At 63.0% G+C, this 12,294-nt stretch carries 16 protein-coding genes; 5 read left to right on the forward strand and 11 right to left on the reverse strand.

Annotated elements, in window-relative coordinates:
- Window positions 1-24 precede the first annotated feature (24 nt).
- Window positions 25-2,016, forward strand: coding sequence for a WG repeat-containing protein (locus KUF59_RS24140; protein WP_212459740.1), 1,992 nt, complete (start codon window positions 25-27; stop codon window positions 2,014-2,016).
- A gap of 13 nt (window positions 2,017-2,029) precedes the next feature.
- Here the strand turns inward: KUF59_RS24140 and KUF59_RS24145 are convergent, their stop codons facing one another.
- From KUF59_RS24145 to KUF59_RS24170, 6 genes are all read right to left on the reverse strand, one after another.
- Window positions 2,030-2,407, reverse strand: coding sequence for a hypothetical protein (locus tag KUF59_RS24145; RefSeq protein WP_249140475.1), 378 nt, complete (start codon window positions 2,405-2,407; stop codon window positions 2,030-2,032).
- A 29-nt stretch (window positions 2,408-2,436) separates the two neighbouring features.
- Window positions 2,437-2,616 carry a hypothetical protein gene (locus KUF59_RS24150; RefSeq protein ID WP_140979533.1) on the reverse strand — a complete coding sequence of 60 codons (180 nt, stop codon included), beginning with the start codon at window positions 2,614-2,616 and terminating at the stop codon, window positions 2,437-2,439.
- A gap of 139 nt (window positions 2,617-2,755) precedes the next feature.
- Complete coding sequence (locus tag KUF59_RS24155; RefSeq protein WP_212459942.1) at window positions 2,756-3,523, reverse strand: AAA family ATPase; 768 nt, start codon at window positions 3,521-3,523, stop codon at window positions 2,756-2,758.
- A 93-nt stretch (window positions 3,524-3,616) separates the two neighbouring features.
- Window positions 3,617-4,477: a PCC domain-containing protein gene (locus KUF59_RS24160; protein ID WP_212459739.1), complete on the reverse strand. Its 861-nt coding sequence runs from the start codon at window positions 4,475-4,477 to the stop codon at window positions 3,617-3,619.
- A gap of 9 nt (window positions 4,478-4,486) precedes the next feature.
- Window positions 4,487-6,094: an acyl-CoA synthetase gene (locus tag KUF59_RS24165; protein ID WP_258767205.1), complete on the reverse strand. Its 1,608-nt coding sequence runs from the start codon at window positions 6,092-6,094 to the stop codon at window positions 4,487-4,489.
- A gap of 105 nt (window positions 6,095-6,199) precedes the next feature.
- On the reverse strand, window positions 6,200-6,703 hold the full coding sequence (locus tag KUF59_RS24170; RefSeq protein ID WP_212459737.1) for a hypothetical protein: 504 nt from the start codon (window positions 6,701-6,703) through the stop codon (window positions 6,200-6,202).
- 96 nt (window positions 6,704-6,799) lie between these two features.
- Between KUF59_RS24170 and KUF59_RS24175 the strand changes: the two genes are divergently transcribed.
- The 3 genes from KUF59_RS24175 to KUF59_RS24185 all read left to right on the forward strand — a co-directional run bounded on the left by KUF59_RS24175 (window position 6,800) and on the right by KUF59_RS24185 (window position 8,032).
- On the forward strand, window positions 6,800-7,123 hold the full coding sequence (locus KUF59_RS24175) for a hypothetical protein (RefSeq protein WP_212459941.1): 324 nt from the start codon (window positions 6,800-6,802) through the stop codon (window positions 7,121-7,123).
- 106 nt (window positions 7,124-7,229) lie between these two features.
- The gene (locus KUF59_RS24180; protein WP_212459736.1) at window positions 7,230-7,745 is read left to right on the forward strand and encodes a DUF3828 domain-containing protein; all 516 of its coding nucleotides are present in this window, start codon (window positions 7,230-7,232) and stop codon (window positions 7,743-7,745) included.
- An 11-nt stretch (window positions 7,746-7,756) separates the two neighbouring features.
- Entirely contained in the window at window positions 7,757-8,032 is a 276-nt protein-coding gene (locus KUF59_RS24185) for a GNAT family N-acetyltransferase (RefSeq protein ID WP_212459735.1), read from the forward strand.
- Window positions 8,033-8,144: 112 nt separating this feature from the next.
- On the opposite strand, the gene KUF59_RS24190 is transcribed toward KUF59_RS24185, so the two are convergent.
- Window positions 8,145-8,540 carry an SPW repeat domain-containing protein gene (locus tag KUF59_RS24190; RefSeq protein ID WP_212459734.1) on the reverse strand — a complete coding sequence of 132 codons (396 nt, stop codon included), beginning with the start codon at window positions 8,538-8,540 and terminating at the stop codon, window positions 8,145-8,147.
- Between the two features lie 309 nt (window positions 8,541-8,849).
- Window positions 8,850-9,398 (reverse strand): hypothetical protein, encoded by a 549-nt coding sequence (locus tag KUF59_RS24195; protein ID WP_249140474.1) that lies wholly within the window; start codon window positions 9,396-9,398, stop codon window positions 8,850-8,852.
- A gap of 85 nt (window positions 9,399-9,483) precedes the next feature.
- Between KUF59_RS24195 and KUF59_RS24200 the strand changes: the two genes are divergently transcribed.
- Window positions 9,484-9,690 carry a hypothetical protein gene (locus tag KUF59_RS24200; RefSeq protein ID WP_212459733.1) on the forward strand — a complete coding sequence of 69 codons (207 nt, stop codon included), beginning with the start codon at window positions 9,484-9,486 and terminating at the stop codon, window positions 9,688-9,690.
- Between the two features lie 144 nt (window positions 9,691-9,834).
- On the opposite strand, the gene KUF59_RS24205 is transcribed toward KUF59_RS24200, so the two are convergent.
- The 3 genes from KUF59_RS24205 to KUF59_RS24215 all read right to left on the reverse strand — a co-directional run bounded on the left by KUF59_RS24205 (window position 9,835) and on the right by KUF59_RS24215 (window position 11,827).
- Window positions 9,835-10,350 (reverse strand): Spy/CpxP family protein refolding chaperone, encoded by a 516-nt coding sequence (locus KUF59_RS24205; protein ID WP_212459732.1) that lies wholly within the window; start codon window positions 10,348-10,350, stop codon window positions 9,835-9,837.
- 275 nt (window positions 10,351-10,625) lie between these two features.
- Window positions 10,626-11,384 carry an outer membrane protein gene (locus KUF59_RS24210; RefSeq protein WP_212459731.1) on the reverse strand — a complete coding sequence of 253 codons (759 nt, stop codon included), beginning with the start codon at window positions 11,382-11,384 and terminating at the stop codon, window positions 10,626-10,628.
- Between the two features lie 173 nt (window positions 11,385-11,557).
- Window positions 11,558-11,827: a hypothetical protein gene (locus tag KUF59_RS24215; RefSeq protein ID WP_212459730.1), complete on the reverse strand. Its 270-nt coding sequence runs from the start codon at window positions 11,825-11,827 to the stop codon at window positions 11,558-11,560.
- Between the last annotated feature and the right edge of the window lie 467 nt (window positions 11,828-12,294).

A 12,294-nucleotide genomic window follows, 5' to 3' on the forward strand; every position in this document is an offset into this window, starting at 1 on the left:
ATCGAAAGCTCGAGGAGAGACATCATGGTCGCCCGCATCGGGCCGGTCCTTGCCGCCGCTGTCGCGTTGGTCATCGCCCAAGCTGTCTTCACGCAGGGTATTATGGCGCAGGAGCTCACGCCGGCCGGGCGCGTTATGCTCGAGAACAAAATCGCTGCCGCCCCGCTGTCGGTCAAGCCGCAGACCTTTGCAATTCCGACCTGCGCCTTCGCCGGCGGACTATGCGGCGCGGTCCGCCGCGACGGCTCGACCGCCGTGCCGCCCCGCTACGATTGGATCGGCCCGTTCGCCGACGGCCGGGCCGCGGTGCGCCTCAGTGGCCTCTATGGCTTCATCGACGAGGAAGGCAACGAAATCGTTCGGCCGCAATATCGCATCGTCGACGACTACAGGCTCGGCTTTGCCCAGGTCGATGTCGACGGCAAGTCGGGCCTCATCGACCGCGACGGCAACATGGTCATCCAACCACGCGACGGGTCAGTCGAGGCCATCGCACCGGATCGTTTCCGCGTCACACGGGAGCGTCAGCTCGGCGGCCTGCGCGGGGCAGAGGATTTCTCCGGCGTGCACGCCTCCCGCACACCGACCGGCGTCAGCGTCTCGTTCTCGATGTCGCGTGTGTTCAACCGATTCAGCGTCATCGACCGCGCCGGCCAAATCATCGAGGCGGAGGATCGGACCGCCTCGTTCGCGTTCGACCTGGACGATCCGTCGCTGCGCGTGACGCGCAAGGACGGACGCTGGGGCATTGCGCGCGGCGATGGAAGCTGGCTGATCGAGCCCATCTTCGAGCGTATCGACGCGTTGAGCGACGGTCTCGCGCAGGTGAAGTTGAACGGCAAGGCCGGCTTCATCGATCGCTCCGGCAAGGTCGTCATCACGCCGTCCTTCGACAGGGTGTGGGCGTTCACGCCCGGCATCGGGCGCACCGCGGCAGAGCGCGACGGCACGGTCGGCCTCATCGACAAGACCGGCGCGTGGGTCGTGACGACCGACTATCAGCAAATGTATCCGGCGGTCGAATTCACCAAGGACCGCACGCGCGCCTATGGCTGGCACGTCAGCCGTGACGACCGTTGGGGCCTGCTCAATGTCGATCTTCGTCCCCTGCTCGACGTCGCATTCGATCAACCCGTGAGCTATTGCCTCGACGACCGCCTGACTGCCTCCAAGGACAAGGAGTGGTACACATTCAAGCCGGACGGCAGTCCGCTCCAGCCACCCGGCGGCCGTCTGCTCGATGCGCCCTGCGGTGGCCCGCAGCCCTTGACTCTCAAGCTCGGCGACAAGTTCGCACTCGTCGACGCCGACCAAAGGCAGATCACGCCGTGGTTTGAGGCCATGACCCCGGCGGGCCTCAACATCAAGAACGTCAAGCTCGACGGCAAATGGGGACGGATCGGGCCCGACGGCCAATGGCTGATCGAGCCGAAATACGACGTCCTTTCGAACGGCGGCCCACTTCTGGTCGCCGACATCAATGGCAAACGCGGCATCCTCAGGAGTGACGGCACCTGGCTGATCGAGCCCAGGTTCGATGCCGCGCGCCTGCGCGACTCCAACACGGCCTTCGTCACCGTCTCCGGCGCAACTGGTCTGCTGCGGGTTGCCGATCAATCCTGGATCATTCCACCGCGCCCCGGCACGATGTGCCAGATCGGCTCCGCACTGATCCGGCAGACCGACGGAACGCGCACGGTGCTGTCGCCGGACGGCGAGACCTGGATCGACATTGGCGCCGAACGGATCGGCACCAACCTCGACGACGGCCTCGTGACATTCCTGAAAGACGGCAAGTGGGGATTGGTCGACACGGCAGGCCAGATCATGCTCGCGCCGACCTATGACGCGCCGCTGTTTTTCTCACCTAGCTTGCGTGGCATCGCCTGGGCGAAGCGCGACGGCCAATGGTGTGCGATCGACAGGCGCGCAAATCCGGTTCCGGGGCTGGCCTGCGTCGCTGAAGATCCCCTCGGCGCGCCCGCACCCCGCTACGAATGCAGGGTCGAGCCGTAGCGGGGACGTGGAGCTATCGCCCCGTCACGGACGCCGGCGGACGCGGCGCTCGCGATGTGCCGGCCGGCTTGCCGGACTTCGCGGCAGGACGCGCCTTGGCCGCAGCCGCGTCGTCCACGCTCACGAGATAAGAGGCAAGCGTCTTCGCCGAGTCCGGGCCGCTCGTGTAGTGATCTCTGAGGAACCAGGCGAGCGTCAGCGTGAAGCGGCCCTTGGCAAGGCCGCGCGGGCTGCGGTGGCAGCTCGCGCAGCTATCGGCAAACAGTCTTGCCGGTGGCTTCTCCGCATCGAGATTTTGCGCCCGCGCGACCGCACCCGTCAGCAGAACGGCGGCGCCAACGGCGATAAGGGGCGCGATCCAGCCGCGCCCCGGCTTTTGCAACGACGTCAAATTGTGTCCCCTGCCCCAAAATCCTCGGGTTAGGCCGCCGCGAGCTGGTCGAACTCCGCTGCCTGATAGGCCTTGCCGTCGGGATCGGTAATCACGACCTGCCAGCCCTCGCTCGCCCACACCTTCGCCTTGGCCACGATCAGCAGCCGGCTTTCCCGTGCAAAACTATACTTCGCGTTCTCGCGTTCTGCGATCATCTTGTAGGCCACCACGCATCCCCTAAAAGCGTTGCCCTGCCACCCGAGAGCTGTCGTGGCAGCGCGCTTTGGCGGCAATTCGCCGGGATCGTGGCAATTTGGCGCCGTCAACACGACGCGGGTGGGATGCGGAACTGCGCACGCATCAGCGTCACTCTGACAACGTCGCTTCGACAAAACCTCGCGGATCCGCGCAGAACTCGCGCATCACGCGGTAATGGTCGGTCTCCTCCACCGTAACGGGCGCGAGCCCGTTCTTGCTCAGCCGCAGCAACCGCGCATTGGGATAGGCCATCAGCATCGGCGCGTGCGTTGCCATGATGACTTGACAGATCCGCGACTCCTCCATGCGGCGCAGCAGCTTCAGAAATTCGAGCTGGCGCGAGGGGGAGAGCGCCGACTCCGGCTCGTCGAAGATGAAAATACCCTGGCGCTGACAACGCTCTTCGAAGAATCGAAGGAAGCCTTCGCCATGCGAATGCGAAAGGAAGTCCGGCCCAAGCTTGCCGACATCGCGCGCAGCTTGATCGAGATATCGCGCCACGGTGAAAAAGCTCTCGGCGCGAAAGAACCAGCCGTTCGTAATCTTAGGCAGCCAGCTCGCGCGCAGCGCCTTCGACAGCACACCGCCCATTTCTTCCGTTGCCTGGGAATGGTCGACCGGCATGTAGCCTTTTCCGCCGCCAGCGTCGTCGTAGCCGGCAAGCGCCGCGATGCCTTCCAGGATGGTGGACTTTCCGGTGCCGTTCTCTCCGACGATGATGGTGATCGATGTATCGAAGCTGAGCTCGAACTCCTCGGCAAAGATCGGAAGGCAGAATGGATACGCGTCACGGTCGCCGATACGCGACGGCTCAAGCCAAACGCGCTTCAGATACGGCGCAGGCAGGTTGATCGTGCGATTGCCCCTCCGGCTCATTCCGTGCCCCCTGCCAGTTGCTGCCGTGAACAGGAACATAACAGGAACACATAGACCAGGGAAGCGGCATCTCAACCAACCGCAGGCGCGCCCTTACTCCAGCGCCTCCAGCACCAGTTCCATGGTCATCAGCACGGGATTGTCGCCGCGGATCAGGCGGCCCTCGGCGATGCCGCCGGTGTAGTCGATCAGCGCGACGTCGAGCTCCGCCTCCAGCCCGCCGGCGCTGCCCGGCGCGATCGTGCCTGACGTCACCGCAAGCTCGGTGGCAAAGGGCTCGGTCACGCCGCCATGGGTGAAGCGGGCGCCGATGGTCGAGCCGACCCCGCCGTGAAGCTCTGCGCGCGCGATGCCTTGCGTGCGGCAAAACTCTTCCAGGCAGCCGGCAAAATCCTGGTTCGGCCGCAGCCGCAGCGCGAAGACGCGGCTGGTCGTGCGCGCGCCGGTGGCCGCGCAGGCAACCGGGCCGAACAGCTTGAAGTTCGTCTCGGGATCGGGCTCGGCCGTGAACAGCGCGCCGTCGAGGCCGAACGCGTCCACCTCAGAGGGCTCGGCGACCACAGCCTCTTCGGGAAGGATGTGCCCACCGCTGGCGCGATTGCCCTGTTCGGTCCAGAGCCCGTGGCAATGGAAGAACGACGCGCCGTCGCGGCTGCCGAGCGTCATGCTGCCGAGCTTCAACCGCGTGACGCCGGTGGGGCGAAAGGTGTCGCTGTAGAACGCCGCATTAGCACCGGTCTTCGATAGCGCCGGCATCACATAGGCGAACGGCCCGAGCGCGCCGCCGCGAAAATTGAGCACACCGCCGGCAAATCCCTCCTGGGCAAAGCCGCGACGCGCGGCCTCTAACAGCGGCACGCCGGCGTCAAGCGTGAAGGAGAAGGCGCGGCCCCGCGCCTCGACCCATTGGATGCGTTCCGGAACGGGTGCGCCCGGCTGCTTGATGCTGCGCATCTGTTACCGTCAACCCGCCTGCTTGGTGTTGAGATCGAGCAATCCGCGCGCCTCGAGCTCGTCGCGCACCATGCGCTTGGGAATTTTGCCATAACCCGACTTCGGCAACGCCTCCCAGAAGAAGAAGCGCTTTGGCATCTTGTAGCGCGGCACTTTAGCGCTGAGGAACGCCGCCATCTCCGCCTCGCTCACAGCCTTCGCGCCCTCGCGTGCGACGCAGACGGCAACGCCGACCTCGCCCCAGGTCGGATCGGGCACGCCAAGCACGGCGACCTCGCCGACCGCCGGATGGGTCAAGATCTTCTCCTCGATCTCGCGCGGATAGATGTTGGAGCCGCCGGAGATGTACATGTCCGACGCGCGTCCCGTGATGTAGACAAAGCCCTCCTCGTCCATGTGGCCGAGATCGCCGGTGCGGAACCAGCCATTGCGGAACGCTTTCGCATTGGCCTCGGGATTGTCGTAATAGCCGGCGAATACCGCGGGCCCGATCACGCAAATCTCGCCGCTCTGGTTCGCAGCCAGTTCGCGGCCCTCGTCATCCTGGATCGAGACCTGCATGCCCGTACGCTCATAGCCGCAGGTGCCGAGCTTGGTCTGCGGGGTATCCTCGACGTCGTGCAGCGCCGCCGGCAGCACGGTGATGTTGCCGGTGACCTCACCGAGCCCGAAATACTGCACGATCACCTTGCCGAGCTTGTTCAACGCGGTCTTCTGGTCCTCGCGATACATCGGCGCGCCCGCATAGATCACCTGGCGCAGCGAGGAGTGGTCGAACTTATCGACCGCGGGATGCTCGACCATCATCTTTAGAATCGTCGGCACGGTGAAGAGATTGCTCACACGATGCGCCTCGATAAGGCGAAACGCCTCAGCGATGTCGAACTTTTCGGTCGGCAGCAGCACGGTGCGCGCGCCGCGCGCGGTCTGCATCAACTGATGCACGCCGGCGCCATGCGACAACGGCGCCACCACGAGCGATGCATCGTCTTCCGTCGTGCCCGGCGTGAGATCGGCGAGATGGTTGGTGACGACAAACCCCATTTGGCCGTGGGTCAGCACCGCGGCCTTGGAGCGGCCGGTGGTGCCTGACGTGAAGAAGAACCAGCAGGGATCGTCATGCTCGACGGCGACGTTGGCTATGCTCGCACCCGCGTTGGCCTTGATCGCCTCCGCCACGCTCGTCTCGCCGAATGACGCCTTGCCGTCGATCGTCCAGGTGAACGCCAAGGTGCCACCGTTCACAGCCGCGGCGTGCTCCGGAAAATCGACATGACACAAAAATCCCTTCGCGCCGGAGGCCTGCGCGAGATAGGCGACCTCGTCGGGCATCAGGCGGAAGTTTGTCGGCACCCAGACCGCGCCAAGGCGGAAGGCGGCGAACATCGAGACGAACATCTCGTCGCCATTCTTGGAATGGACGAGAATGCGGTCGCCCTTGGCAATCCCCCGCGCCGCCAATGCCGCCGCCAGCGCGGACACTTGCGCGTCGATCTCGCGCCAGGTCCAGGATTTGTCGCCCCACACAAAACCGATCCGCTGTCCATGCCGCCGGGCATTCTGGGTCAGCATGTAAGCGAGATTCATGACGCGGCGGGACATCCGCAATAGCTGCATGGGGCTTCCTCTTCGGTGGCGGGCACCGCAGGCGGGCCGCTCTTCGCGGTCCATTTTTATCGCCATCCGCCGAGGCCCGGCAAGGCCGCCCAGCGCAAGGCCCCATTACGGCATCTTGAACGCGAAGGCTGTGGCGGTAATACCCTTCTCCTTGTAGCAGGACGGCGAGCCGTGGCCGCCGCAATAGCCGCCATGCAGCTCGAAGCGGATGGTGCGCACCGCGCCCGCCTTCATCGGTTTCGGCTTGATCTCGTAGCTGCGGACATAGCCGTCGAAGACGCTGCGCACGCTGCCGTTGGGCAACGTCACCAGGATGTTCATCACGCAGCCGCCGGTTCCGCAGTAGACGGCTTTCCGGCCTTCGCAGGTCGTGTCGCGGAAATCGACGATGTAATCGTCGCGCCCGTCACCGGTGAGGTCGATCCGGCGCACCGTATCAGGCGCAAGGCTCACGGTGCCGCCGCCTTGCGACGTGCATTCCTCACTGGCGTAACGCAGCGCCTTCTGGACTTCGCCGGGATAGGCGGCCGGATCGAAAGCCTTCGGCTCCTCTGCGCGAGCGTGACCGGCCAGAAGCGCCGCAAGCACGATGATCGCATGAAATCTCATGCTGCGTTGGTCGGCGTCGCGGGCGCCAGCGTTCAGGGAAATTTAAACATGTTCGGCGCACCTTCGCCGCATTCTCCGCGTATCGAGTTGTGCATGATGTCCAGAGCGCCCGCCATCCTCCTGCTGTCGCTGGCGCTCGCCGGATGCGCCGCCACACCGCAAGCACATCTGGCAGCCGATCCCGCGGCCAGGCCGGCACGTTTCGCCTGGGACGGCGGGGGCGAAGATCCCAACCGCCCCCGGATATCAGCGGAAACCTCGCGTGCTGCGCGGACGGCTGCGAAGCCCTCCCAGGATGGCACCGGCTTGGACGACGAGCACGACGCGCAGCTCAGCCGCTCGCTGGTGATCTGCAAGGGCTGCCTCCGTCCGCAGCCGCAGCCGAGCGACGACGCGCGCCTCGCCAAGGCTTCCAATTGAACCGCTTCCGATTGAACCGATCGGCCACGTAGCTCTACCGAGATAGGGGCCGCAGGACCGGCCGTTCCGGTCTATAAGCGCGTCATCACCGATCTCAGGATAGTTCATGCTCACCCGTCGCCATTTCGTCGCCACTGCCCTGCTCGTCTCCGTCAGCCCGGCCGTTGCCCAGACCGCCCCGCCCAGCGATCCCGTCGCGATCCTCACCGCGATCTACACCCGTGCAGCCAAGGGCAAGGGTGATGGCGGCGGTGCCTTCATCATCGAGAACAAGGCGGCGAAGGGAAAATACCTCTCGAAATCGCTGGTCGCGCTGTGGGCCAAGGCCGATGCGCACACCCCGAAGGGCGACGTCGGCCCCGTCGATTTCGATCCCGTGACCAATTCGCAGGAGCCGGACGTCAAATCGTTCAAGGTGGAAACGGAGAAGCTCGAAGCCGACAAAGCGAGCCTCGCGGTCACCATCACGGGCCACCGCAACGACCGCAAACCCGCCGACCTCATCGTGCGTTATGAGTTCGTGCGCGAGGCCAATAGCTGGCGGATCGACGACATCAAGGGCTCCTCCGACGGCGAACCCTGGTCGATCCGCAAAATGCTGGCGGACTCGCTGAAGAACTGAGGGGAGACACGATGAGCGCAGTGACCGACAACAAGTCCCATCATCGCTTCGAGCTCGAGGTCGACGGCCACGTTGCGACCGAACATTACAAGCTCGACGGTAACGTCATCACCTTCGAGCACACGGAGGTACCGACCGAGCTCGGCGGCAAGGGCGTCGGCTCAAAGCTGGTGCAAGGCGCTCTCGACCAGGTGCGCGCCGCAGGATTGAAGCTGATCCCGCAATGCCCGTTCGTGAAGGCGTGGATCAACAAGCATCCGGACTATCAGGATCTGGTGAAGGTCTAGAGCGTTTTCGAGCGAAGCGGATACCGGTTCTCGTCAAGAAAACGCATCAAAAAAAGAGCGACGTACAGGCTCGTCGGCTCTCGCCGACAGGCCTGCACGAGAGTTGGCTTCATCACCCATGCTTGAGCAAGTCCTGGTCGCTCTGCTCCCAGTCCTGCCAGAGCAAGAGCACGCCAAGGAGCACCACGACCGCGCCGAGGCTGGTGTGGTAGAGGCGTAGAAAACCTTCGCCGGAATAGCCGAAGACATAGGGAGAGACGATCAGCCACAGGCCGACGAGGATCGTTGTCACCTCCTCCCAGCGCTGCAGCGCGACATATTCGAGCTGGGCGAGGCCAAACACCACAAGGCCGATCGCGAGCGTGTTCAGGATGGCCATCTGGCGCCCGGCGAGCGCCGCCTCCTCCTGGATCGGAAACCACGGCGACGCAAAGATCAGCGCGCCGAGCAGCATGCCGCACCAGTCTTCCCATGTCCGGTGAGTCTTCAGGAAACCAAAATCCGACATCGTAACCTCCCAACATAGAGGCATACGTCTGCGGCTGGCGATCATAACACTCCGAATGTCAGGCGACCCTGCCGGCCGCATTCGAGCGCATGTCTTGATGGAACACCACGGTGCCGACTGTTGCAAGAGGCGCGCCGACATTTTCTTTGCGTTCGCCGGACTTTAACAAACCCCGATTGCAGCGCCTTGTCCTAATCGGTCCTAATCGGCAAGGCCGCCCTTGTGGTCGCCCTGATGAGAAGCTGCATTGACGAAAGCACAGGAGGCGGCTCTCGGGCCGCCTCCTCGCGCTGTATCCCTGCTGAGGCTCTACTGACAGACATGCATCAGGCCATCAGAGCCTTTGATCATGGTGCCGGGATCGCAGACAATGCCGTAACGCGCCTTGTAGTCGGCCCATCCGCTAACGCCATACCAGGGGCCATCCGCGTAGTAGGCCCTAGGCACATAGAAGGGCTTGGTTTCGATGGGACCGCCATAGTAGGCATTGGCCGCCAATGCTCCGGTGCCGTAAGGCCTGCCATAGTAACCGGCACCACCCCAGTTCCAGGGTTGTGTGGCAGCGACGGCGGCGGTCGTGCCGGCAACGGCTGCTGTGCCAGCCGCGCTTGCAAGGCCGGCGTAGTTGACCGCCATCGGGCCTGCAATACCGGCCGAGTCGTACTGGACAGCCCGCCGGTTTTGTCGACGTGCAACACCCGCAACGCTCACTGGCGTCAGGGGACGACCCACTCGCGCCTGCGCACTTTCGATCGAAAGCGAAGCGCCGCCTTGCTCCGACCAGCCGAAGGAGAGCAGCATCGCACAAGTGAACGTCGAGGCTGCTAATGCAACGTTTCGTACATTCATCTTCATCATGGACCTTACTCCACTGTTTCCTGCCCGGTTTCAATGATGGAACCTCCCAATCAGCGGTCGTTGCGCTAGATCAACAGTCCACCTCTTGTTGTGCCTCAATGAGACAACGACGCTGACGCAGCGCGGCGAGCGCGAAATCGGCTTTCATCTCCTCCATCGGATCGCCGCGAACAGTGCTTCGTTGTATGCGAACGACGGCATCAACCTGAACAGCGCATTCGCCTGGCGATCATTCGATCAAGCTCGGCGGCGCGATGGCTATTCTCTTCGAGATCCGGCGCTTGGATCCTGAGCAAGCTGCACGCAAGCGACGTCATGACCGTAGAGGTTGCCTGGGCGGTGTCGGCCTTGGCAAAGGTGACATCGCCCAGGCTCAAAGTTGGTTAGCCGCGCATGTTTAGGCCATCACGCGGCAGGTATGAATCAACATTCTGCTTCAGTCATCATCCTCGGCCTGCGCACGACGTCGCTCCACGACCTCGCTCATGTCGTGAAGTACAAGGACCGCGAGGGCCCCCATGCGCTGCCTCTGTTCGGGATTGAGGGTCTTGTAGAGTGGCTGCCACGCCTCGGCGAGTTTATCCAAATCGGCTGATCGTTGAGCCAATGCCTCCGAGCGTCGTTGCAAGAAGGCGATGGGGTCACGATTGCGCATGGTTTCGACGGCATTTTGGTCGGCCCGTCTACCCACTGTTTCCGAGATTTTTGCAACACGGGCCTTCCGATCCTCCGCTCTGGCACGAATGGCGCTCTCGACAGGCGGCCAGAGTTTTTCCTGGTCAGGTGTCAGCTGCAAGGCTGCCTTGGTCAAATCGATCCGCATGTCCATCAGTGTATTTCGGTCCACTGCGTTTAGCCGTTCTGGCGTCGCAGTGGAGGTAGTTTGCGCGCTGGCAATCGATGGTGCGGTAAGAAGGAGTGCAGCTGTTCCGATCACTACTATCTTCATCATCGGCGACCTCCTAGGTAAGTAGCCCCCAGGCACCGCGCAAACAATCGTCGGCAGGACGATGTCGCGTTGATTCAAATCAAGGGACTTGGAGAAAGAATTGTGGCGCGCAGGCCAGGCGAGAGCTCCGACATGTCCGTTCTTGCGCCGCCATTCGGACGCGCGGACGTCAACTCTCCATCGCAGCAGAGCTGCGACGCGGCGTTCGTCAGACGAGCAACAAGGAAAGAAGGCCCCGGGCGAAACCCCGGGGCCAGTTGTTGGGTACCGCTATTGGACTAGTAACGTGCTGTGACCGGTGCCGTGTAACCGCCGAAGCGGTAGTTGAAGCGCAGGGTGATCATGTCGACGTCCTGGCTGACCCCGGTGCCCAGCAGGGTGACCCCAATCGGAGTAACCACGCCTGCGAAGGCAGTATTGTCACGCCCCATCCAGAGATGGTCGTATTCAATACCGAAGGACCAGTTCGGTGCGAAGCCATATTCCCAGCCGACACCCAAGGCGCCGCCCCAGCGCGTGTGACCTGCCGAGGCCAGACCGACCCCGGTGACGTTGTTGAATATATCAAAGCTATTGTGAGTGACGGCCGCGCCACCCTTCACGTAGAACAGTGACGCGTTCCACGCCCAACCGAGTTGGGCCGTGAAGAGGCCAATGCCGTCGGTTTTCCCCGTGGTTGAAATCAGCGGATCGATCAGGCTGACGCGCGTGTTCTTGATGTCGGCCCAATCGCCCTGTGCTTCCAATCCGAACACAAACTGATTGGTTTGCCAGCGATACCCGATCTGTCCGCCGATAAGACCTCCGGAGCGATCAGCGCAAGCACCCGCGACTGTTCCTACGAGCGTTACAAAATCGATGCACTGGTGGCTTTGGCCCCAGCCGCCATTGGCGCCGATGTAGAAGCCGCTCCAGTTGTAGATCGTCACGACCGGTGCTGGTGGCGGGGCGGCCTTGACGGGCATGTCGGCGGCCGATGCAGGGGCAGCCAGGCCCATGGCTGCGACGCTCACAGCGGCTATCAGAAGTTTCCTCATATGATTGTCTCCGTATCAGAGCTTATTTAATCGACGATTTCTTGTGCACGGGAGCGTGCATAACTTCTCCATGCCAATCGCGAGTTTAGTCGCGAGTCTTTCAAGCACCCGTAACAAGATGGCAACACTCAATCGAAATCTCTTAGACAGCGCATTTCCGCCGACCACAGGGGTCATTCGTTGTCGGGAAGCGGCGAGGCTTCGGCTGCGTCCTCCTGGCCTTCTGAAAGCCATTGGTGAACTTGATTGGACGGGATATGCCGCCGCGGCAGATGCGGATTGATCGTACCCGCGAAGACGATCAGCCCTTCGTCCAGTTTCGAGCTTGCAAAGACCTTGGCCTCGTCTTCGGTCGCGAATGTCCTGGTTTCGCGCGGACTTCGCCTTCTTTCGCGCAGACTGCGTGGACGACTCTCAAAAGTGACATACCAGGCTGGCGTCATCTCACGTGGACTCCGAGCGCGCAGTCTCGCGGAGTTGGCTGACGAGCGCACTTAGTCTGCGACGTGCTGCAGAGGAAGCGCACTCGCCCGCGAACGCGCCCACGTGGGCTTGCCCCTGTCGATTGATCTCGGCGCGAGCCCAATCCGGTGTGCGCGCAGACCCTTTGATTTAGCTCAACGGTTGCCCCGCATTTGCTCGTTCGATGGAGCGTCGGTATTTGAACTGCAAGGACAAGCACGATGATCCGACTAGCCATTGTGGGCTTCGCCGTCCTGGTTACAACGTCGGCCCAGGCAATAACACCTGCACCGTTGGTCCAATCAGATCACATGATTACGCAAGTCGCCGTCGGCTGCGGTCCGGGCCGAACGCTCGTGAACGGTATCTGCGTCGCACGAACCACCATCCGTCAGACCCGTCGAGCAGTGCGCCGGTGCATCCGCTGGCAAGGAGGCGTCTGCGCCCT

The sequence above is a fragment of the Bradyrhizobium arachidis genome, from assembly GCF_024758505.1.
Lineage (GTDB): Bacteria > Pseudomonadota > Alphaproteobacteria > Rhizobiales > Xanthobacteraceae > Bradyrhizobium > Bradyrhizobium manausense_C.

What these genes read in the sequence shown, in the direction of transcription:
- KUF59_RS24160 (WP_212459739.1), bottom strand. Translation starts at nt 4,477, where the DNA reads ATGCGCAGCATCAAGCAGCCGGGCGCACCCGTTCCGGAACGCATCCAA.
- KUF59_RS24175 (WP_212459941.1), top strand. Translation starts at nt 6,800, where the DNA reads ATGTCCAGAGCGCCCGCCATCCTCCTGCTGTCGCTGGCGCTCGCCGGA.
- KUF59_RS24185 (WP_212459735.1), top strand. Translation starts at nt 7,757, where the DNA reads ATGAGCGCAGTGACCGACAACAAGTCCCATCATCGCTTCGAGCTCGAG.
- KUF59_RS24140 (WP_212459740.1), top strand. Translation starts at nt 25, where the DNA reads ATGGTCGCCCGCATCGGGCCGGTCCTTGCCGCCGCTGTCGCGTTGGTC.
- KUF59_RS24205 (WP_212459732.1), bottom strand. Translation starts at nt 10,350, where the DNA reads ATGATGAAGATAGTAGTGATCGGAACAGCTGCACTCCTTCTTACCGCA.
- KUF59_RS24210 (WP_212459731.1), bottom strand. Translation starts at nt 11,384, where the DNA reads ATGAGGAAACTTCTGATAGCCGCTGTGAGCGTCGCAGCCATGGGCCTG.
- KUF59_RS24190 (WP_212459734.1), bottom strand. Translation starts at nt 8,540, where the DNA reads ATGTCGGATTTTGGTTTCCTGAAGACTCACCGGACATGGGAAGACTGG.
- KUF59_RS24165 (WP_258767205.1), bottom strand. Translation starts at nt 6,094, where the DNA reads ATGCAGCTATTGCGGATGTCCCGCCGCGTCATGAATCTCGCTTACATG.
- KUF59_RS24215 (WP_212459730.1), bottom strand. Translation starts at nt 11,827, where the DNA reads ATGACGCCAGCCTGGTATGTCACTTTTGAGAGTCGTCCACGCAGTCTG.
- KUF59_RS24195 (WP_249140474.1), bottom strand. Translation starts at nt 9,398, where the DNA reads ATGATGAAGATGAATGTACGAAACGTTGCATTAGCAGCCTCGACGTTC.
- KUF59_RS24170 (WP_212459737.1), bottom strand. Translation starts at nt 6,703, where the DNA reads ATGAGATTTCATGCGATCATCGTGCTTGCGGCGCTTCTGGCCGGTCAC.
- KUF59_RS24155 (WP_212459942.1), bottom strand. Translation starts at nt 3,523, where the DNA reads ATGAGCCGGAGGGGCAATCGCACGATCAACCTGCCTGCGCCGTATCTG.
- KUF59_RS24180 (WP_212459736.1), top strand. Translation starts at nt 7,230, where the DNA reads ATGCTCACCCGTCGCCATTTCGTCGCCACTGCCCTGCTCGTCTCCGTC.